Origin of the sequence: Rhodococcus kronopolitis, assembly GCF_042654025.1 — a bacterium.
In the GTDB taxonomy this organism is placed as follows: Bacteria; Actinomycetota; Actinomycetes; order Mycobacteriales; family Mycobacteriaceae; genus Rhodococcus_G; species Rhodococcus_G kronopolitis.
Genome location: NZ_JBHSFO010000001.1, coordinates 599,744 through 618,335, shown reverse-complemented (window position 1 = coordinate 618,335; position 18,592 = coordinate 599,744). Strand labels below are relative to the sequence as shown.

The 18,592-nt window shown below is 70.7% G+C and carries 23 protein-coding genes and 1 pseudogene; 11 read left to right on the top strand and 13 right to left on the bottom strand.

What is annotated here, in order from left to right:
• Positions 1-126 precede the first annotated feature (126 nt).
• Positions 127-936, top strand: a complete 810-nt coding sequence (locus ACFO6S_RS02740) for a hypothetical protein (RefSeq protein ID WP_378413871.1) — start codon at positions 127-129, stop codon at positions 934-936.
• 11 nt (positions 937-947) lie between these two features.
• Positions 948-1,085: a hypothetical protein gene (locus ACFO6S_RS02735; protein ID WP_378413869.1), complete on the top strand. Its 138-nt coding sequence runs from the start codon at positions 948-950 to the stop codon at positions 1,083-1,085.
• Between the two features lie 130 nt (positions 1,086-1,215).
• On the opposite strand, the gene ACFO6S_RS02730 is transcribed toward ACFO6S_RS02735, so the two are convergent.
• The 5 genes from ACFO6S_RS02730 to sdhC form a co-directional block, all read right to left on the bottom strand.
• The gene (locus tag ACFO6S_RS02730; protein ID WP_378414073.1) at positions 1,216-1,635 is read right to left on the bottom strand and encodes a helix-turn-helix domain-containing protein; all 420 of its coding nucleotides are present in this window, start codon (positions 1,633-1,635) and stop codon (positions 1,216-1,218) included.
• A gap of 164 nt (positions 1,636-1,799) precedes the next feature.
• Positions 1,800-2,573 carry a succinate dehydrogenase iron-sulfur subunit gene (locus tag ACFO6S_RS02725; RefSeq protein WP_378413867.1) on the bottom strand — a complete coding sequence of 258 codons (774 nt, stop codon included), beginning with the start codon at positions 2,571-2,573 and terminating at the stop codon, positions 1,800-1,802.
• Complete coding sequence (sdhA, locus tag ACFO6S_RS02720) at positions 2,573-4,324, bottom strand: succinate dehydrogenase flavoprotein subunit (protein WP_378413865.1); 1,752 nt, start codon at positions 4,322-4,324, stop codon at positions 2,573-2,575. The genes ACFO6S_RS02725 and sdhA overlap by 1 nt, the downstream gene beginning before the upstream one ends.
• Positions 4,325-4,339: 15 nt before the next feature.
• On the bottom strand, positions 4,340-4,777 hold the full coding sequence (locus tag ACFO6S_RS02715) for a succinate dehydrogenase hydrophobic membrane anchor subunit (protein WP_378413863.1): 438 nt from the start codon (positions 4,775-4,777) through the stop codon (positions 4,340-4,342).
• A gap of 1 nt (position 4,778) precedes the next feature.
• Complete coding sequence (gene sdhC, locus ACFO6S_RS02710; protein WP_378413861.1) at positions 4,779-5,183, bottom strand: succinate dehydrogenase, cytochrome b556 subunit; 405 nt, start codon at positions 5,181-5,183, stop codon at positions 4,779-4,781.
• A 266-nt stretch (positions 5,184-5,449) separates the two neighbouring features.
• Between sdhC and ACFO6S_RS02705 the strand changes: the two genes are divergently transcribed.
• From ACFO6S_RS02705 to ACFO6S_RS02695, 3 genes are read left to right on the top strand one after another with little or no spacing between them, the layout of a single operon-like run.
• The gene (locus ACFO6S_RS02705; RefSeq protein WP_378413859.1) at positions 5,450-5,860 is read left to right on the top strand and encodes a cytidine deaminase; all 411 of its coding nucleotides are present in this window, start codon (positions 5,450-5,452) and stop codon (positions 5,858-5,860) included.
• Positions 5,857-7,158 carry a thymidine phosphorylase gene (locus ACFO6S_RS02700; protein WP_378413857.1) on the top strand — a complete coding sequence of 434 codons (1,302 nt, stop codon included), beginning with the start codon at positions 5,857-5,859 and terminating at the stop codon, positions 7,156-7,158. The genes ACFO6S_RS02705 and ACFO6S_RS02700 overlap by 4 nt, the downstream gene beginning before the upstream one ends.
• Positions 7,155-8,276, top strand: coding sequence for an adenosine deaminase (locus ACFO6S_RS02695; protein ID WP_378413855.1), 1,122 nt, complete (start codon positions 7,155-7,157; stop codon positions 8,274-8,276). The genes ACFO6S_RS02700 and ACFO6S_RS02695 overlap by 4 nt, the downstream gene beginning before the upstream one ends.
• A gap of 28 nt (positions 8,277-8,304) precedes the next feature.
• On the opposite strand, the gene ACFO6S_RS02690 is transcribed toward ACFO6S_RS02695, so the two are convergent.
• The 4 genes and pseudogenes from ACFO6S_RS02690 to ACFO6S_RS02675 all read right to left on the bottom strand — a co-directional run.
• Positions 8,305-9,576: a primosomal protein gene (locus tag ACFO6S_RS02690; protein ID WP_378413854.1), complete on the bottom strand. Its 1,272-nt coding sequence runs from the start codon at positions 9,574-9,576 to the stop codon at positions 8,305-8,307.
• Positions 9,577-9,586: 10 nt separating this feature from the next.
• A complete protein-coding gene (locus ACFO6S_RS02685; RefSeq protein ID WP_378413852.1) occupies positions 9,587-9,889 on the bottom strand; it encodes a YbaB/EbfC family DNA-binding protein in 303 nt (100 codons plus the stop codon).
• Positions 9,886-10,227, bottom strand: a complete 342-nt coding sequence (locus tag ACFO6S_RS02680; RefSeq protein WP_378413850.1) for a hypothetical protein — start codon at positions 10,225-10,227, stop codon at positions 9,886-9,888. The genes ACFO6S_RS02685 and ACFO6S_RS02680 overlap by 4 nt, the downstream gene beginning before the upstream one ends.
• A pseudogene (locus tag ACFO6S_RS02675) lies at positions 10,224-10,610 on the bottom strand (C40 family peptidase); the annotation flags it as partial. The pseudogene ACFO6S_RS02675 and the gene ACFO6S_RS02680, both read right to left, overlap by 4 nt.
• Between ACFO6S_RS02675 and ACFO6S_RS21240 the strand changes: the two are divergent.
• Positions 10,546-10,752, top strand: a complete 207-nt coding sequence (locus tag ACFO6S_RS21240) for a hypothetical protein (RefSeq protein WP_417714993.1) — start codon at positions 10,546-10,548, stop codon at positions 10,750-10,752. The pseudogene ACFO6S_RS02675 and the gene ACFO6S_RS21240 sit on opposite strands and share 65 nt — an antisense overlap.
• 166 nt (positions 10,753-10,918) lie before the next feature.
• Complete coding sequence (locus ACFO6S_RS02670; RefSeq protein ID WP_378413848.1) at positions 10,919-11,155, top strand: hypothetical protein; 237 nt, start codon at positions 10,919-10,921, stop codon at positions 11,153-11,155.
• 250 nt (positions 11,156-11,405) lie between these two features.
• Here ACFO6S_RS02670 and ACFO6S_RS02665 read toward each other — a convergent pair whose 3' ends face one another.
• A complete protein-coding gene (locus ACFO6S_RS02665) occupies positions 11,406-11,723 on the bottom strand; it encodes a type VII secretion target (protein ID WP_378413846.1) in 318 nt (105 codons plus the stop codon).
• A 92-nt stretch (positions 11,724-11,815) separates the two neighbouring features.
• On the opposite strand from ACFO6S_RS02665, the gene upp reads away from it, so the two are divergent.
• Entirely contained in the window at positions 11,816-12,445 is a 630-nt protein-coding gene (gene upp / locus ACFO6S_RS02660; protein WP_378413844.1) for a uracil phosphoribosyltransferase, read from the top strand.
• A gap of 40 nt (positions 12,446-12,485) precedes the next feature.
• Here the strand turns inward: upp and ACFO6S_RS02655 are convergent, their stop codons facing one another.
• Genes ACFO6S_RS02655 through ACFO6S_RS02645 form a run of 3 tightly spaced genes read right to left on the bottom strand, consistent with a single transcriptional unit; the run spans position 12,486 to position 15,458 of the window.
• Positions 12,486-13,136, bottom strand: coding sequence for a hypothetical protein (locus ACFO6S_RS02655; protein ID WP_378413842.1), 651 nt, complete (start codon positions 13,134-13,136; stop codon positions 12,486-12,488).
• Between the two features lie 22 nt (positions 13,137-13,158).
• Positions 13,159-14,676 (bottom strand): phospho-sugar mutase, encoded by a 1,518-nt coding sequence (locus ACFO6S_RS02650; RefSeq protein WP_378413840.1) that lies wholly within the window; start codon positions 14,674-14,676, stop codon positions 13,159-13,161.
• Entirely contained in the window at positions 14,673-15,458 is a 786-nt protein-coding gene (locus ACFO6S_RS02645; protein ID WP_378413838.1) for a purine-nucleoside phosphorylase, read from the bottom strand. The genes ACFO6S_RS02650 and ACFO6S_RS02645 overlap by 4 nt, the downstream gene beginning before the upstream one ends.
• A 53-nt stretch (positions 15,459-15,511) precedes the next feature.
• Between ACFO6S_RS02645 and ACFO6S_RS02640 the strand changes: the two genes are divergently transcribed.
• Genes ACFO6S_RS02640 through ACFO6S_RS02630 form a run of 3 tightly spaced genes read left to right on the top strand, consistent with a single transcriptional unit; the run spans position 15,512 to position 18,588 of the window.
• The gene (locus tag ACFO6S_RS02640) at positions 15,512-16,210 is read left to right on the top strand and encodes an enoyl-CoA hydratase/isomerase family protein (RefSeq protein ID WP_378413836.1); all 699 of its coding nucleotides are present in this window, start codon (positions 15,512-15,514) and stop codon (positions 16,208-16,210) included.
• Positions 16,211-16,255: 45 nt separating this feature from the next.
• The gene (locus ACFO6S_RS02635; RefSeq protein ID WP_378413834.1) at positions 16,256-17,431 is read left to right on the top strand and encodes a M20 family metallopeptidase; all 1,176 of its coding nucleotides are present in this window, start codon (positions 16,256-16,258) and stop codon (positions 17,429-17,431) included.
• Positions 17,428-18,588, top strand: a complete 1,161-nt coding sequence (locus tag ACFO6S_RS02630) for a M20 family metallopeptidase (RefSeq protein WP_378413833.1) — start codon at positions 17,428-17,430, stop codon at positions 18,586-18,588. Before ACFO6S_RS02635 ends, ACFO6S_RS02630 begins: the two co-directional genes overlap by 4 nt.
• Positions 18,589-18,592 lie beyond the last annotated feature (4 nt).

Sequence of the window (18,592 nt, the reverse complement as noted above, 5' to 3'; positions counted from 1 at the left end):
GTCGGATCGGTCGGATCGGTCGGCTGAGGACCGTCACTGGGGTCCGGGGGGCCGGCGGCAGCGGGAACGGTCGGGACGACGGAACTGGTCGGCGTCGTTGTCGGCGCGGGCGCGGAGGCGGGAGTCGTGGGCCTGGCCGGTGTGGTGGTCTTCGTCGAAGTGGCGGGCTTGGCCGAAGTCGTCGGCGTGACCGAAATCGTGGTGGTGGGCGATTCCGACGTGGTGGTCGGTACTTCCGACGTGGTCGTGGGCGCTTCGGTCGTCGTGGTCGGTGCTTCGGTGGTGGTGGCCGGCGCCTCGGACGTGGTGGTCGGTGCCTCAGTCGTGGTGGTCGGAACTTCCGAGGTGGTGGGTGCGACGGATGTCGTCGGTGCTTCCGTGGTCGTGGTGGGCGCCTCGGTGGTGGTCGGTGCTTCCGACGTGGTGGTGGGCGCTTCCGAGGTGGTGGTGGGCGCTTCGGTCGTCGTGGCTGGCGCCTCAGTCGTGGTGGTCGGAACTTCCGAGGTGGTGGGTGCGACGGATGTCGTCGGTGCTTCCGTGGTCGTGGTGGGCGCCTCGGTGGTGGTCGGTGCTTCCGACGTGGTGGTGGGTGCTTCCGACGTGGTGGTGGGCGCCTCAGTCGTGGTGGTGGGTGCTTCCGACGTGGTGGTCGGCGCCTCAGTCGTGGTGGTGGGTGCTTCCGACGTGGTGGTGGGCGCCTCAGTCGTGGTGGTGGGTGCTTCCGACGTGGTGGTGGGCGCCTCAGTCGTGGTGGTGGGTGCTTCCGACGTGGTGGTCGGCGCCTCAGTCGTGGTCGTGGGCGCCTCAGTCGTCGTGGTCGGTGCGACGACAGTCGTGGTGGGCACAACCGAAGTCGTGGGCCGGGGAGTGGTCGTCGGCTTCGGGGGCTTCGTCGGCTTGGGGGGCTTGGTCGGCTTGCCGCCGCCGCAGTGGTGATGATCGTGATGGTGACCGTGACGATCATCGTCGTCGCAGTGTTTGTCCCCGAATTTGCTGGCCTCGACCATCCGGCCGCCGTCGGGCGCCGGAGCCGCTCCCGACTGGGCCAGTACGAGCGCCGGAAGTACGGCGGTGGTGCCGAGTAGCAGCCCGACCGCCAGTGCGCGTCGGGCTCCACGGCGACGGTTGGTCGTCGTCACGTTCTCAATCCCTTGGTATGAATAGTCGAACACCGTACGCAAAGAGGCCGGGTGCAATGCACCCGGCCCCTTTTGTCTACTCGGTGGAGTCCGGCGGAGTCGCCGGTAGCCCCTCGCTCCGGCGGAGCTTCTCGGCCATGGCCGTGAGTAGCTCCTGCGACTCGGAGGACAGGTCGAACGCTCGGGCCGAGAGGCGGCGGAGTCCGTAACCACGAAGCTGCGCAAGCAATTCGAGGTCATGGTCGATTCGAGCGGCGTAGATGTCGTCGAAGAAGTAGTCGGACTTCACCTTGAAGAACTGGGCCAGCGCGGCGACGGTGTCGGGGGACGGGTTGGTCCGCTGACCGTTGCGCAGCTGCGAGATGTACGGCTTGGAGATCCGATGGCCGGAGGCGTTGAGCGACTCGGCAACCTCGGTGTTGGTGTGCGGCTTTCGGCCGGCCGGGTGCACGGTCTCGAAAAGTTTGTTCAGTCGAGATGCGAAGTCTGACTCCATTGCCGTGGTCCCCGGTCCCTTCATGTGTGCGTCCTCGGGTGAGGCGCATCGATTGTTCGGCCAAGGGTAACCGATTGGTAGCCGACTTGACATCGGAAAAGGCACGGTTCTCGTTACATGAGAACCGTGCCTTTTCTTTTAACATCCAAATGGTGGGATTCGAACTATCGGGCGAACAGGAGAGCGCGCTTGACTTCCTGGATCGCCTTCGTCACCTGGATGCCACGGGGGCACGCGTCGGTGCAGTTGAAGGTGGTGCGGCAGCGCCACACGCCTTCCTTGTCGTTCAGGATGTCGAGACGCTCGCTGGCGCCCTCGTCACGGCTGTCGAAGATGAACCGGTGTGCGTTCACGATCGCGGCCGGACCGAAGTAGCTTCCGTCCGCCCAGTACACCGGGCACGAGGTGGTGCAGCACGCGCAGAGGATGCACTTGGTGGTGTCGTCGAAACGGGCGCGGTCGGCCTGCGACTGGATGCGCTCGTAGGTCGGCTCGTTCCCGGTGGTCATGAGGAACGGCTTCACGGCGCGGAACGCGTCGAAGAAGGGCTCCATGTCGACCACGAGGTCCTTCTCCACCGGCAGGCCCTTGATCGGCTCGATGGTGATGGTGACGGGCTTGCCGTCCTTGGGCAGCATGTCCTTCATCAGGATCTTGCAGGCCAGACGGTTGACGCCGTTGATCCGCATGGCGTCCGAGCCGCACACGCCGTGCGCGCAGGAGCGCCGGAACGTCAGGGAGCCGTCCAGGTAGCCCTTCACGTACAGCAGCAGGTTCAGCATGCGGTCGGTCGGCAGGGCCGGGACCTGGAAGCTCTCCCAGCGCTGACCGTCGCCGTCCTCCGGGTTGAACCGGGCGATCTTGAGGGTCACCATGACGGCGCCCTCGGGCACGGGCGGCAGGGCGGGGGCGTCTTTGTCTACAACGGGTGCGGACATCAGTACTTACGCTCCATGGGCTCGTAGCGGGTCTGGACTACCGGCTTGTAGTCGAGACGGATGTCGGAGAGCAGGCCGGTGCCCTCCTTGTATGCCATCGTGTGCTGCATGTACTCGGCGTCGTTGCGATCCGGGTAGTCCTCGCGGGCGTGGCCGCCGCGCGACTCCTTGCGGTTCAGTGCGCCGACGACCGTGACCTCGGCCATCTCCAACAGGAAGCCGAGCTCGAGGGCCTCGAGCAGGTCGCTGTTGAAGCGCTTGCCCTTGTCCTGCACCGTGATGTGGTTGTATCGCTCCTTGAGGGCGCGGACGTCCTTGAGTGCGTTGGTCAACGTGGTGTCGGTGCGGAACACGGACGCGTTGTTGTCCATGGTCTGCTGCAGCTCGGTGCGGATGTCCGCGACGCGCTCGTGACCGTGGTCGGAGAGGATGACCTCGAGCCAGTCCTGGACCATCTTCGCCGGGTTCTCCGGCAGCGGCACGAAGTCGGTGTTCTCGGCGTGCTCCGCGGCGGCGATGCCGGCGCGACGGCCGAAGACGTTGATGTCGAGCAGCGAGTTGGTGCCGAGACGGTTCGCGCCGTGCACGGAGACGCAGGCGCACTCGCCGGCGGCGTACAGGCCGGGGACGATGTCCTCGTTGTTGCGCAGCACCTCACCGCGGATCTTGGTGGGGATGCCGCCCATCACGTAGTGGCAGGTCGGGTACACGGGGACCAGCTCGGTCACCGGGTCCACGCCCAGGTAGGTACGGGCGAACTCGGTGATGTCGGGGAGCTTCTCCTCGAGCACCTCCGCACCGAGGTGGGTCACGTCGATGTAGACGTAGTCCTTGTTCGGTCCGGCGCCGCGGCCCTCGAGCACCTCGAGCACCATGGACCGGGCCACGATGTCGCGGGGCGCGAGGTCCTTGATGGTGGGGGCGTAGCGCTCCATGAACCGCTCGCCGTCGGCGTTGCGGAGGATGCCGCCCTCGCCGCGCACGGCCTCGGAGATCAGGATGCCCAGGCCGGCGAGGCCTGTCGGATGGAACTGGTGGAACTCCATGTCCTCCAGCGGCAGACCCTTGCGGAAGATGATGCCCATGCCGTCACCGGTGAGGGTGTGTGCGTTGGACGTCGTCTTGTACATCCGGCCCGAGCCGCCGGTGGCGAACACGATGGACTTCGCGTGGAAGACGTGCAGCTCGCCGGTGGAGAGCTCGTAGGCGATGACACCGGTCGCGACCGGGCCGTCCTCGGTCTCGGTCAGCGCCAGGTCGAGGGCGTAGAACTCGTTGAAGAACTCGACGTCGTGCTTGACGCAGTTCTGGTACAGCGTCTGCAGGATCATGTGACCGGTGCGGTCCGCGGCGTAGCAGGCCCGGCGGACCGGTGCCTTGCCGTGGTCACGGGTGTGGCCGCCGAAGCGCCGCTGGTCGATCTTGCCCTCGGGCGTCCGGTTGAACGGCAGGCCCATCTTCTCCAGGTCGAGCACCGCATCGATGGCCTCCTTGGCCATGATCTCGACGGCGTCCTGGTCGGCGAGGTAGTCGCCGCCCTTGACGGTGTCGAAGGTGTGCCACTCCCAGTTGTCTTCCTCCACGTTCGCCAGCGCGGCGCACATGCCGCCCTGGGCCGCACCGGTGTGGCTGCGGGTGGGGTAGAGCTTGGTCAGGACCGCGGTGCGGACCCGGGGACCGGACTCGATGGCTGCGCGCATCCCGGCGCCGCCGGCGCCGACGATGACGACGTCGTAACGATGTTCCTGCATGAAGTTTCTACTCCCCTAGGCCGTGATGTTGGGGTCGAAGGTGAAGATGACGTACGTGCCGAGGGCCATGATCAGGATCATGGACACCACGAGGATCGTGTTCAGCCAGAAGCGCGTGGAGTCCTTGCGGGAGTAGTCCGCGATCACCGTGCGCAGGCCGTTGCCGCCGTGCAGCTGGGCGAGCCAGAGCATGGTCAGGTCCCACATCTGCCAGAACGGGCTGGACCAGCGGCCGGCCACGAAGGCGAAGTTGATCCGGTGCACGCCGTTGTCCACCATCAGCATGATGAACAGGTGCCCGAGGACGAGCACGATCAGCGCGAGACCGGACAGGCGCATGAACAACCAGGCGTAGAGCTCGAAGTTGTTCTTGGACTGGCGCCGCGGCGAGCGCGGGCTGTCCAGGCTGGCGGGACGGTCGAACGACGTACCGAGGGATTTGGCTTCAGTCATGTCAGTGCCCCGCAAACATGTTGTAGAAGATGCGCGCCGCGCCGGGAATCATGACCGCGAACCAGATCGCGATGATGATCCAGAGCATCGGGCGCTGGTACTTCGGACCCTTCGACCAGAAGTCGATGGTCATCACCCGGACGCCGTTGAGCGCGTGGTAGAGCACCATCGCGACCAGGGCGAGCTCCATGAGCCCGACCAGCGGGTTCTTGTAGGTCTCGATGACCTTGTCGTAGGTGTCCGGATTGACTCGCACCAGCGCGGTGTCGAGCACGTGGACAAAAAGGAAGAAGAAAGTTGCGACGCCCGTGATCCGGTGTAGAACCCATGACCACATTCCGGGGTCGCCCCGGTATAGCGACCGTGTGCGCTCCTTCGCCGGAGCGGCTTCAGTCGTGCTACTCATCGAGTGCTGTGCCTCCAACGTCATTGATTGGACGCGTCGCACCCCTGGCGGCTGTTTCTGGGGACGACCCTGGAGTTTTCAGCCTTGGCGCGACGAGAACCTGAACCGACTCCCTGCACTGTAATCCCCTCAGAATGCGGGAACTAATTCAATCGGCGGTTCGTACCGCGAGCCGCGATCCTTCTTAGGTTTGCCTGCCCGAAGGAGCGGAGCCTCGTCGGGCGATCTTCTGCATCAATTCAGTGCGCGTGCCAGGATGGTCAACCGTGACGGAAACTGAGTGGAATGTGTTGCGGGACAATGCCGATAGGGTGATGCGGGGTGCCTACGCGCCGTACTCCCGGTTTCCGGTGGGTGCGGCGGCCCTAGTCGACGACGGCCGAATCGTGGTCGGTTGCAATGTGGAAAATGTCTCATACGGCCTGAGCCTGTGTGCCGAATGTGGACTGGTCAGTAACTTGCACAGCTCCGGTGGCGGGCGTCTGGTGGCGCTCTCCTGCCGGGACGGTTCCGGTGCGATCCTGATGCCGTGCGGCCGCTGCCGCCAGCTTCTGCTCGAGCACGGTGGACCCGAGTTGGCGATCGACACCCCCACGGGCGCTGTAGCTCTCGCGGACCTGCTGCCCGCGGCGTTCGGGCCGCAGGACCTCGACCGGGTCCGCGGGGGACAGGCGTGACCGACGCGATCTCGGTGATCACCGCCAAGCGCGACGGCCGCGAGCTCACCGACCGGCAGATCGACTGGGTGATCGACGCCTTCACGCGTGGCGAGGTGGCGGACGAGCAGATGTCGGCGCTGGCCATGGCGATCGTCTTCAACGGCCTGACCCGCGCCGAGACCGCCCGCTGGACGGCGGCGATGATCGCCACCGGTCAGCGGATGGACCTGTCCGCACTGCGCCGGCCCACCGTCGACAAGCACTCCACCGGCGGGGTGGGGGACAAGATCACCCTGCCGCTGGCGCCGCTGGTGGCGGCGTGCGGCGCCGCGGTGCCACAGCTCTCCGGCCGCGGTCTCGGGCACACCGGCGGCACGCTGGACAAACTCGAGTCCATCCCCGGCTGGCGGGCCGAGCTGACCGGCGAGGAGATCCTCGCGATCCTGGTGGATCCCGAGATCGGCGCGGTGGTGTGCGCCGCCGGTGCGGGCCTGGCGCCGGCGGACAAGAAGCTCTACGCGCTGCGGGACGTCACCGGCACCGTCGAGTCGGTCCCGCTGCTGGCCAGTTCGATCATGAGCAAGAAGATCGCCGAGGGCGCCGGGGCGCTGGTCCTGGACGTGAAGGTGGGGGCCGGCGCCTTCATGAAGACCCTGGCAGGCGCCCGGGAACTGGCCACGGTGATGGTCGAGCTCGGGGCCGATGCCGGGATGCACACCGTCGCGCTGCTCACCGCGATGGACAGCCCGCTCGGGTACACCGCGGGCAACGCGCTCGAGGTGGCCGAGTCCGTCGAGGTACTGGCGGGTGGGGGGCCTGCCGACGTGGTGGCCCTGACCCTGACCCTGGCCGAGGAAATGCTCGGGGCGGCGGGCCTGTACGACGCGGACCCCGCGGCGGCGCTGCGCGACGGCCGGGCGATGGACCGCTGGCGGGCCATGGTGCGGGCGCAGGGCGGGGACCCGGTCGCGCCGTTGCCGCGGGCCCGCGAGAGCGAGGTGGTCGCGGCGACCGGATCCGGCGTCGTCACCGGACTGGACGCGATGGCCGTCGGGATCGCGGCCCGACTGCTCGGCGCCGGCCGGCTGCGCCAGGGCGAACCCGTGCAGGCCGGGGCGGGGGTGCGCTGGCACGTCCGGCCTGGCGACACCGTACGGGCGGGGCAGCCGCTGTTCACCCTGTACACCGACGACCCGGACCGGTTCGGGCCCGCGCGGGCGGCACTGGCGGGGGCGTGCGCGCTCGGCGGGACACACCGCGCCGGGCCGCTGGTGATCGAGCGGATCGGACCGGTCCCCGCTAGCGTCGGCTCATGAGCACTCCCGCGGATCGATCCGAGCTGACCGGCCCCGCCCCGATCGACCTGGGGACGCTGCGGACCGCACCGAAGGTGCTGCTGCACGACCACCTCGACGGCGGCCTGCGGCCTGCCACCGTGCTGGAACTCGCGCGGGACTGCGGGTACGAGGGGCTGCCTGCGGACGACGCCGAATCGCTGGCCGAGTGGTTCGCGGCGGCCGCGGGCAGCGGTTCGCTGGTGCGCTACCTGGAGACCTTCGAGCACACGGTCGCGGTCATGCAGACCCCGGCCGGCCTGGCGCGGGTGGCCGCCGAGTGTGCGCTGGACCTGGCCGAGGACTCGGTGGTGTACGCGGAGGTTCGATTCGCGCCGGAACAGCACCTCGAGCGTGGGCTGACGCTCGACGAGGTGGTGCACCACACGCTGCTCGGATTCGAGGAGGGCATCGCCCGTGCGCGGGAGCTGGGCCGGGAGATCCGGATCGGGTGCCTGCTCACCGCAATGCGGCACGCGGCGCGGTCCCGGGAAATCGCGGAACTGGCGGTGCGCTTCCGGGACCGGGGCGTGGTGGGCTTCGACATCGCAGGCGCGGAGGCCGGGCACCCGCCGAGCCGGCACCTCGACGCGTTCGAGCACATGCGGGCGAACAACGCGCACTTCACGATTCACGCCGGTGAGGCGTTCGGGCTGCCGTCGATCCACGAGGCCATTGCGTTCTGCGGTGCGGACCGGCTCGGCCACGGGGTGCGGATCACCGACGACATCGAGATCGGGCCGGGCGGCGGCGCAGTTCTCGGCCGCGTCGCGAACTATGTGCGGGACAAGCGGATTCCGCTGGAGCTCTGCCCGAGTTCGAACGTCCAGACCGGCGCGGTGGCCAGCCTGGAGGAGCACCCGTTCGACGTGCTGGCGCGGTTGCGGTTCCGGGTCACCGTCAACACCGACAACCGGTTGATGAGCGCGACCACCATGAGCGGGGAGATGCTCGCGCTGGTCCGGACGTTCGGGTACGGCTGGTCCGACCTCGAACGATTCACCATCAATGCCGTCAAGTCGGCATTCATCCCGTTCCCCGATCGGCTCCGACTCATCGACGACGTGGTCAAGCCGGGCTACGCGGTGCTGATCGGCTGACCGCTGCCGACCGGGGTGCGTCGCGGGACTACTCGGTGGGGCGCAGCCGGCCCTCGAACTCGCGCTCGAGCGCCCGCCAGGACTCGGCCTCGGCGGCGTACGGCGGGCTCGGTGCCAGCCGGGTGGGGTCGGGGTTGAGCGTGTAGGAGACGTACCAGCCCAGCGGCGTGGACGCGGCCAGCGCGGCCTCGGTGCTCTCGTCCTCCGCGTACGCCGCGGCGTCGGTGAGCAGCTCGACCGCGAGGTCGAGCTGGTCGGCGTCGACCGAGCTCGGGCCCGCGGCCAGGTCGTCGACGAGTCCGGGCAGCACGTAGATGTTGTCCTCGGTGACCTCGACCTCGAGGACGCCGTCGACGGCGGCGGTCTGCACCTCGCCATAGGTGCTCACCCGCGCCAGGTCGTGGTCGTGGTTGTCGGCGAGGTATCGGGCCAGCGTCCGCTCGGAGGTGAAGACGAAGATCCGCCCGGCGCGACCGAGGAAGACCGGGTCGTCGCCGAGGTAGCACCGCAGCGTGTAGTAGGTCTCGCCTGCGGTGATGATCTTGATTGGGTCGATGCCGACCGACGTCCAGAACGTTTCCTCTTCCGCCGCAAGGGCGATCGGATCGGTGGTGTCGTCGTCGAGGTCGAGCGTCATGAACTCGAGGTCCTCGTCGGTCTCGTCGTCACCGGCCGCGTCGTCCGCGTCGACCGTGTTCTCCTCGGCGGCGAGGAGCTCGGCCTCCGCCTCGGCGACCGCGGTGGCGTCGACGCTCGGCGTGGCGATCACGGCGTCGAGCGCGTCGAGCACGTCGTCCCACCCGGTGGCCAGCGCGGTACCGACCCGTGACCAGTACTCCTCGCCCTCGCGGCCGGCGAACGCGCTGGGCCCGGCGGCCAGGGCACCCAGGATGGGGTTCGCCCCGAAGAACTTGGTGACCACGTCGAGTTCGCAGGCGTCGCCGAGGGTGTGTGCCATGTCCAGGCACCGCTCGAGCTCTGCGACGGTGTCCGCGTCCGGGTCCTCGGCAGCCAGCTCCGGCACCCCGACCAGGTCGTAGGACTGTGCCTCGTCCGGCTCGAATTCCGCGGCGGCGAGCGCGGAGACGGTCGCCCACGACGGATGCTCGGCGAGGTCGTGCGCGGAGTTGTTGCGGACGAAGGCGGCCAACTCGGCCACCGTCTCGAACGCGTAGAGGCTCTCCTCGTTGCCGAGGAAGGCCTCCCACTCGTCGTCTCCCTCCCGCCACTTCGGGGCCCACAGCGTTACGAGGTCTCCGTCGGTCAGACCGAGCTGGATCGGGACGATGTCTCCTGCCATGGCCGGAATCCTAGTGGGTGAGGGCGTCGTGAAGCGATGCCAGGATCCGATCTCGTTGCCCGGCGACCATTTCCGCGGCCCGGTCCGCGGTCTCGGTCAGCGCCCGTCCCAGTTCGGCGGCGTCGACTCGGTCCAGCGCCTCGGAGATCCACAGCCCGCAGAGCCCGCCGTTCTCGTCGACTTCGACACTGAGCACGCCCGACGGGTGGGTGAGCCGGGCGCGCAGCCGGGTGAGGCCGTGCAATGCCGCCTCCAGGGCCTCCACCCGACCGGTGGCGTCGGCGAGGACCCGGTCCATCTCGGCGGCGCTCACAGCGGCCGCAGCCAGCTCGACGGGGCGGGGCGGTCCGCGGCGGCCGCCCGCTCGGCACGGGAGTGTTCGGCGCGGGTCGGCAGCCCGAGCGCGTCGAGTACGTCCGCGCGCACCCCGGCCTCGGCGAGTTCGATGCGACGCACCGCCTTGGCCTCGGCGGTGGCGCGGCGGCTCAGGTCCAGGATCGTCGCGGCGAGCCGGGCGCCGCCGTAGCGCAGTTCGCGCTGGTCGAGTCGGACCTCGAGCGGGAGTCCGCGGTCGGTGCACCGCACCGCCACCGTCCCGGCGCGGTTGCGGGCCAGGGCCGTCGCGACGTCGCCGGGGGGTTCGACGGTCATGCGGTGGTGGGCCGGTAGAAGCCGTGGAAGCCCATGCCGATGTTCTCGGTCCGCACGGCACTGACCTGGACCGGGTCGCCCGCTTCGACCATCTGATTGCCGCCGATCACCATCGCCACGTGCCCGTCCCAGACGGCGAGGTCGCCGGGCATCAGCTCGGACTGGTCGACTGCGATCCCGATGTCCTGCTCCTGCGCGAGCCTGGGCAGGTCCACTCCGGCCTCGCCGTACGCCCACTGGGTCAGTCCGGAGCAGTCCAGGCCCTGGCCCGGGGTGGTGCCGCCCCACTGGTAGGGCACGCCCTGCTGGCTGAGCGCGTTGCGGACTGCGTCGGCCGCCGCCTGGTTCGGCGCCATCGCGGTGCTGCCGTCGGGGAGGTACACCTCGACGCTGCCGGTGCTGCTGCCCGCCGACGAACCGGTGCCGCGGCCGGTGAAGTCCGCGCCGCCGGTGCCGCGGCGCGGGGCGGCGGCGGTCCGGGTGGTGGACAGTACGGGCGCGGGCGCGCCGGAGAACCCCGGATAGGACCCGCCCGGTACGTCCGAGGCCGCGCCGGCGAGGCTGCGGCCGAAACCGCTGAACGCGTCGCCCCGCTGCTGCAGCCCCGCGGTGTCGATGGTCGGCCCGGCACCGCTGGGGCGGACCGCCGCAGACAGCGCGCCCGGGTCGGCCTGGGCCGCGGTCGGCGCCGGTGGTCATCGCCGCGGTGTGGGCGGACAGTTCGGCCCGCACCCGCGCCACCACCGCGAGGCCGCGGGTGACGTGGTCGATCGCCGAGGCCAGGATCATCACCTGGCCGACCGGGGTGGTCAGTGCGGGGCCGGCCGCGGTCGCCACCGAGACGAACGACGTCACCAGGGCCTCGAGTTCCGCGACTCCCGCACCGACGTCCGTCGAGGCCGCGGTGAGGACGGTGGCGATCTCCTGACCCCGGTCCGAGAGCTGCACCTGCTGCACCTGCGTCTGCTCCGCCTTCGCGGCCGCGGCCTGCGCGGCGGCACCGGTCCAGACGCCGCCGAGTTCGGCGATTCCGCGGCTGCCGAGGGCGTACGCGGTGTCCAGGGCCACCGAGGCCAGTCGCAGCGCGTCTGCGGGGCCGTCGGGTGGCAGCACACCGGTACCGAAGGTGTCGAGCAGGTCGATCAGGGGCCGGGCCAGGACATCGACGTCGAGCATGCTCATGCCCCCGGTCCGACGACCCGCAGGCCGGTCGCCACCCCGTCGTCGACGCGGTCGTACGCGTCGGCGTTGGTCGCCGCGGTGGTCGACATGCTGTCGAGGACGACGGCCAGGTCGGTCAGGGACCGAGTGTGGCGGTCCTGGGCGGCCGCGAAGGCCGTCACGAACTCGCCGCCGATCAGGCCGAAGGCCGGACCGAGCAACGCCGGCCCGGCCGCCGCGGCCCCCACCGCGGCCGCGTGCACCTGTGTCGCGAGCGTGCCTGCCACCGCACCGAAACCGCGGATGCCGTCCGTCGCCGCCGAAAACTCGTTCATCTCGGTCCCCCCGGGTTCGATGAATTGTCCTGTCACCGGGTTGGACGCCTTCTGCCCCGCACAGGTTCCCGTCGGCGCATATTGTTGGCGGTATGGAGACGCAATTCGTCGATCATCCGCTGGCGGCCGCGTTGCTGACCACGATGCGTGACGCGCGCAGCGACAACCCCACCTTCCGGTCCGCGCTGCGACAGCTCACCCAGATGCTCATCTACGAGGCCATCCGGGACGCCGAGATCGAGATCTTCGACGTGCAGACCCCGGTGGCGACGACCCGCGGGGTGCGGTTGGCGAATCCGCCGCTGCTGGTGCCGGTGCTTCGCGCCGGGCTCGGCATGGTCGAGCAGGCCAGCTCGCTGATTCCGCAGTCCCAGGTCGGCTTCGTGGGCATGGCGCGTGACGAGCAGACCCATCAGCCGGTGCCCTACCTCGAATCCCTGCCGCACGACCTGTCCGGGATCCCGGTCTACGTCCTGGACCCGATGCTGGCGACCGGCGGTTCGATGGTGCGCACCATCGAGCTGCTGGTCCACCGGGGTGCCACCGACATCACCGCGGTCTGTGTGGTCGCGGCCCCGCAGGGCGTTGCCGCGCTGGAGAACTCGGGATTCCCGGTGCGCCTGGTCACCGCCGCCGTCGACGAGGGACTCAACGAGGACGCGTTCATCGTGCCCGGGCTCGGCGACGCGGGGGACCGGCAGTTCGGCCCCCGCTGGATCTGATCGTCGTCGTCGTCGTCGGCGGTGTCGTCGACCGACGCGTTCAGCGTGCCCAGAACTCGAGCGCCTGCTGCGTCGAGAGGGTGTTTCCGTACCGGCTGACGGTCAGGCCGACGGGGGACACCAGGTAGGAGTAGCTGCCGGTACGGGCGACGAAGCCGTCGCCGGTGGGGCTCGCGCCGCCGACCTCGAGTGCCGCGCCGTCCGCGAGCCGGACCGCCCGGTAGTAGTAGCCGCCGTCGTCACCCTGACAGATCACGGCCTGCGAGACCGCGGTGCGCAGGACCGCCGCCGCGGGATGGCCGGACCGGCAGTGGGCCGCAGGGGATCCCACGAAGCCCTGCCCGTCGGTGCCGCGCACGGCCGGAGTCGCGGCGTCGGGTGCGGCGGCCGCGACGACGGGATTGACGGTCATCCTGGCCGTGCCGACCGGGGCCGGCGGCGGCGAGGTCGCGGGCACCGTGACGTACACGGTGCTCGGCGCCGCCGCCACGAGGGGCGCCACCGGGACGGGACCCCGGTTCGGCGCCGGGATCCAGGCCATTGCCGCCGCGACGATCCCGGCCGCCGCGAGCAGACCGACGGCGAAGGCCGCGATCAGCATCGGCGCCCGATGCTGCGTCGGCGTCGGCATCGGCGCCGACGGGTGGTCGGGGTGCATGGCCGCGTCGGGCAGCGTCGGATCCTCGTTCATCGCCACGCAGTCTAGGTACCGGTCACAGGTCGAGCGCCACGTCGGTCAGCGCCCGGATCCTGGCGGCCGCGGCGGCGCGGGCGCCGGGAAGGTCGCTGCGGAGTGTCACCGGCTCGACCACCTCGAGGTAGCACTTGAGCTTCGGCTCGGTTCCCGACGGCCGCACCACCATCCGGGTGCGCTCGCCGCCGAGCACCACCGCGTCGGTGCGGCCCTGGCCGCGTCGCTCCAGCAGGTCCTCGGCGTGCACCGGGTCGCCGGCGAGGGCGGTCGGCAGGTTGTCGCGCAGCCGGGCCATCAGTGCGGAGATCTCGCCCGGCCGGTCGACGCGCCGGGACACCTGCGCGGTGGCGTGCACGCCGAACTCCACCGCGTAGTCGTCCAGGACGTCGGGCAGGGTCCGGCCGCGGGCCGCGAGCCCTGCTGCCAGGTCCGCGACGAGCACCGCGGCGGAGATGCCGTCCTTGTCCCGCACCGCGAGTGGGTCGACGCAGTACCCGATCGCCTCCTCGTAGGCGTACACCAGTCCGGCCCCGGCCCGCATCAGCCACTTGAACCCGGTGAGCGTCTCGGCGAACCGGGCGCCGCGGGCCGCGGCGACCTTGGCCAGCAGTCGGGACGAGACGATCGTGGTGGCCACGAGCGGATCCGGGCCGGCGGTCTCGAGCACGTGGCCGCCCAGCAGCACGCCGGTCTCGTCGCCGCTGAGCATCCGCCAGCCGCCCGGCCCTGGCACCCCGACCGCGCAGCGGTCGGCGTCGGGATCCAGCGCCAGGGCCACGTCCGCGCCGACCCGGGCCGCCAACTCGAGCAGGGCGTCGGTGGCGCCGGGTTCCTCGGGGTTCGGGAAGAGCACGGTGGGGAAGTCCGGGTCGGGATCGAATTGGCTTGCCACGGTGTGGACGTCGGTGAACCCGGCGGCGGCCAGCGCCGCCACGGCGGTGTCGCCGCCGACGCCGTGCAGCGGGGTCAACGCGATCCGCAGTGCCCGGTCCGAGCCCCGGGGCAGTGCGGCGACCCGGGCGAGGTAGCCGCGCAGTAGGGCGTCGTCGGTCGGGTGGACGGGAGTCCGCGGCACCGCGGTGGCGGGTCCGACCGCGGCGACGGCCGCCTCGATCTCCCGGTCGGCGGGCGAGATCAACTGGGCACCGCCGTCGAGGAACACCTTGTAGCCGTTGTCGCCTGCCGGGTTGTGGGAGGCGGTGATCTGTACGCCCGCAGGCGCCCGAAGTTCGCGGACCGCGTACGCCAGCACGGGGGTGGGCAGGGGGCGGGGCAGCAGCACGACCTCGAATCCGGCCGCGGCGAGCACCTCCGCGGTGGCCGTGGCGAACTCCGCCGATCCGTGCCGGGCGTCGCGCCCGACGACGACGGTGCTGCCGCCGAGGCAGCGGCCCTGCAACCAGGCCGCCAGTCCGGCAGTGGTGTGGGTGACGGTGTCGACGTTCATCCCGCCGGGGCCGGGTCGCAGCGGGCCCCGGAGGCCTGCGGTGCCGAAGGTCAGCGGGGCCTCGTCGGTCGGTGTGGACTCGGCGGTCACAGCTGCGCCACCAGGGACCTCAGCAGTGCCCCCACCGCGGCCGCCGAGGCGGCCCCGGCGGCGAGCACCTCGGCGTGGTCCAGCGGCCGACCGGTGATGCCTGCGGCCATGTTGGTCACGAGCGACAGGCCCAGCACCCGGGCGCCGAGGGCGCGGGCCGCGATCGTCTCGTGCACCGTCGACATGCCGACCAGGTCCGCGCCCAGCGTGGCCAGCATCCGGATCTCCGCGGGCGTCTCGTAGTGCGGTCCCGGCAGCCCCGCGTACACCCCCTCGGTCAGCGTCGGGTCGACGCGGCGGGCCAGCGCCCGCAGGTCGGGGGAGTAGGCGTCGACCATGTTCACGAACTCGGCACCGGCCAGCGGGGAGCGTCCGGTCAGGTTCAGGTGGTCGGCGATCAGCACCGGCTGCCCGACCTCCAGGTCCGGTCGGATCCCGCCGGCGGCGTTGGTCAGGATCACCGTGCCGACCCCGGCCGCGCAGGCGGTGCGCACGGGGTGCACCACCCGGGACAGCTCGTGTCCCTCGTAGGCGTGGGTGCGGCCGAGCATGAGCAGCACCCGGTGTTCGCCCACCCGGACGGAGCGGACCTGGCCGGTGTGGCCGGCCGCGGTCGGGGCGGCGAAGCCCGGAAGTTCCGCCATCGGCACGGTGGCGACCGGTTCGCCGAACGCGTCGGCGGCCTCCTGCCAGCCGGAACCGAGCACGATCGCGACGTCGTGCTTCGCGACGCCGGTGCGTTCGCCGATGACGTGCGCGGCCTGCTGTTCGAGGTTGCCCATGACCGGACACGATACTGACGACACGGGAAGTTACCCGCAGGTAGTATTCGGCCATGCCTTATCTCGAGCGCGACGGTGACGTCTTCATCCTGTACCTCGGCAACGCAGGTCAGACCGACAGCGAGAACCGCTTCCATCCGGACTGGATCGACGCGATCCACGCCACTCTCGACGAGGTCGAGGCCCACGAGGGCCCCGCGTCGCTGGTCACCGCGGCCACCGGCAAGTTCTTCACCAACGGTCTCGACACCGACTGGTTGTTCGCGAACCTCGACAAGGCGCACTGGTACCTGGACCGGGTGCACACCGTGTTCGCGCGGCTGCTCGAGTTCCCGATGACCACCGTCGCGGCGGTGCAGGGCCACGCCTTCGGGGCAGGCGCCATGCTCGCCACCTCGCACGACCAGCGGGTGATGCGCGCGGACCGTGGCTTCTACTGCCTGCCCGAGGCCAACCTGAACATGGGCTTCACCGTCGGGATGAACGCGCTGATGACCACCCAGCTGCCGCGCGCGACCGCGGTGGAGGCGATGACCAGTTCTCGTCGCTACGGCGGTCCCGACGCGGTCGCGACCGGCATCGTCAACGAGGCGGTCGAGGGCGACGGCGTCCTGGCGGCGGCGGTGGCCCGCGCCGCGGCGTCGACCAACGTCCGCGGCAACAATCTCGGGCGGATCAAGGCCGGCATCCACGCGTCGATCGTGAGCGCGCTCGCCGTCCCGACGACCGCGGACAACCTCACCCTCGGCTGAGTCGTCGGCTGCGGGTGCGGCCGCGTCGGGTGAGACACTGGTGGGGTGAACTCGGAAGTGGACGACGCGGTCGCCTCGGCGGCGGCCGACCTGATCGCGCTCTCCCACTCGATTCACGCGGAACCGGAGCTGGCGTTCGAGGAGCATCGGAGCGCGGCCAAGACCGCGGAGCTGCTGGCGCAGCACGGGTTCGAGATCGAGACCCCGGTCGCCGACCTGCCGACGGCCTTCTCCGCCAGCTACGGCAGCGGGGAGCTGGTCGTCGGGATCCTCGCCGAGTACGACGCGCTGCCGGAGATCGGGCACGCCTGCGGGCACAACATCATCGCGGCGTCCGCGGTCGGTGCGGGCCTGGCGCTGGCGCCGCTCGCGGACCGTCTCGGCATCACGGTGCGGGTGCTCGGCACCCCCGCCGAGGAGAGCGGCGGGGGCAAGGTGCTGATGCTCGAGAGGGGCGTCTTCGACCCGCTCGGCGCCGCGCTGATGGTCCATCCCGGACCGGAGGACATCGCCGGCGCAGTGTCGTTGGCGATGGCCGACCTCGCGGTCACCTTCAGCGGTCGCGAGTCGCACGCCTCGGCCGCACCGGAACTCGGCCGCAACGCCGCGGACGCGGCGACGGTCGCCCAGGTCGGGGTGGGGCTGCTGCGCCAGCACCTCTCGGCGGGCCAGCAGGTGCACGGCATCGTTAGCGACGGCGGCGTCGCGCCGAACATCGTGCCTGCCCACGTGGAGATGCTCTACTACCTGCGGGCCCGGACCTCGGCGTCCCTGGACGAACTCGGCGAGCGGGCCAGGGCCTGCTTCGCCGCGGGCGCGATGGCGGCCGGGTGCACGCACGAGATCCGTACCGTGTCACCGAACTACGACGAGCTGGTGCCGGACCCCTGGCTGGTCCAGGCCTATCGTGAGCTGATCGAACGAATGGGGCGCAGTCCGCTCGCCCCGATGTGGGAAGGACTGCGTCCGTTGGGAAGTACCGACATGGGGAACGTGACCCACCTGCTGCCGGGAATCCACCCGGTGATCGGGATCGAGTCCGGCGGTGCGGCCACCCATCAGCCGGCGTTCGCGGCGGCCTGCGTGACCGAGTCGGCGGACCGGGCCGTGGTCGACGGCGCGCGCGCCCTGGCAGGCACCGCGCTGGCCGCGGCCACCGACCCGGCGCAGCGGCAGCGTCTGCTCGAGGGTGTCGAGCGACGTCGGGCGGGCCGGCGGTGACGGACTGGCTCGACCGCTGGGTCGTCGAACACGAGGCGGACCTCACGCAGTGGCGCAGGCACATCCACGCCAACCCGGAACTGGCTCGCAGTGAGTTCGCGACCACCGAGTTCGTCGAGGCCCGGTTGCTCGCGGCGGGCCTGAAGCCGCAGGTGCTGCCCGGCGGCACCGGGCTGACCTGCGACCTGGGTCCGGAGACCGGTCCGCGGGTGGCGCTGCGGGCGGACATGGACGCCCTGCCGCTCCAGGAGGACACCGGCCTGCCGTTCGCCTCCACCGTGCCGGGTGTCTCGCACGCGTGCGGGCACGACGCGCACACCACCATCCTGCTGGGCGCCGGGTTGGCGCTGGCGCAGGCGCCGGAGCTGCCGGTGGGCGTCCGGTTGGTCTTCCAGCCGGCCGAGGAGGTGATGCCCGGCGGAGCGCTGGACGTGATCGCCGCGGGCGCGATGGAGGGCGTGTCCAGAATCTTTGCGCTGCACTGCGATCCACGCCTGGAAGTGGGGAAGGTGGGTGTCCGGCTCGGTGCCATCACCTCGGCCGCGGACACGGTCGAGCTCCTGCTGGACTCGCCCGGTGGCCACACCTCACGGCCGCACCTGACCACCGACCTGGTGTACGCGCTGGGCACCGTCATCACCGGCCTGCCCGGCCTGCTCAGCAGGCGGATCGACCCGCGCACCGGCACCGTGATGGTGTGGGGCGCGGTCACCGCAGGCCAGGCGCCGAACGCGATCCCGCAGTCCGGTCGGTTGGTGGGCACGGTGCGCACCGGGGACCACGAGACCTGGGCGCTGCTCGAGCCGATGGTCCGCGAGATCGTCAACGGCCTGCTCGCACCGACCGGTGTGCGCTACGAACTGAACTACCGGCGGGGGGTGCCCCCGGTCGTCAACGACGTGGTGTCCACCCGGATGGTCGAACAGGCGGTTGCAGCGCTCGGGCCCGACGCGCTGGCGGACACCCCGCAGTCCGGCGGCGGCGAGGACTTCTCCTGGTACCTCGAGGAGGTGCCCGGTGCCATGGCGCGGCTCGGCGTCTGGTCGGGCATCGGCGAGCGACTCGACATCCACCAGCCCACCTTCGACCTGGACGAGCGGGCGCTGACGGTGGGCGTCCGGACGCTGGCGAACCTGGCGTTGGCCGCCGCCGGGTGAGTTC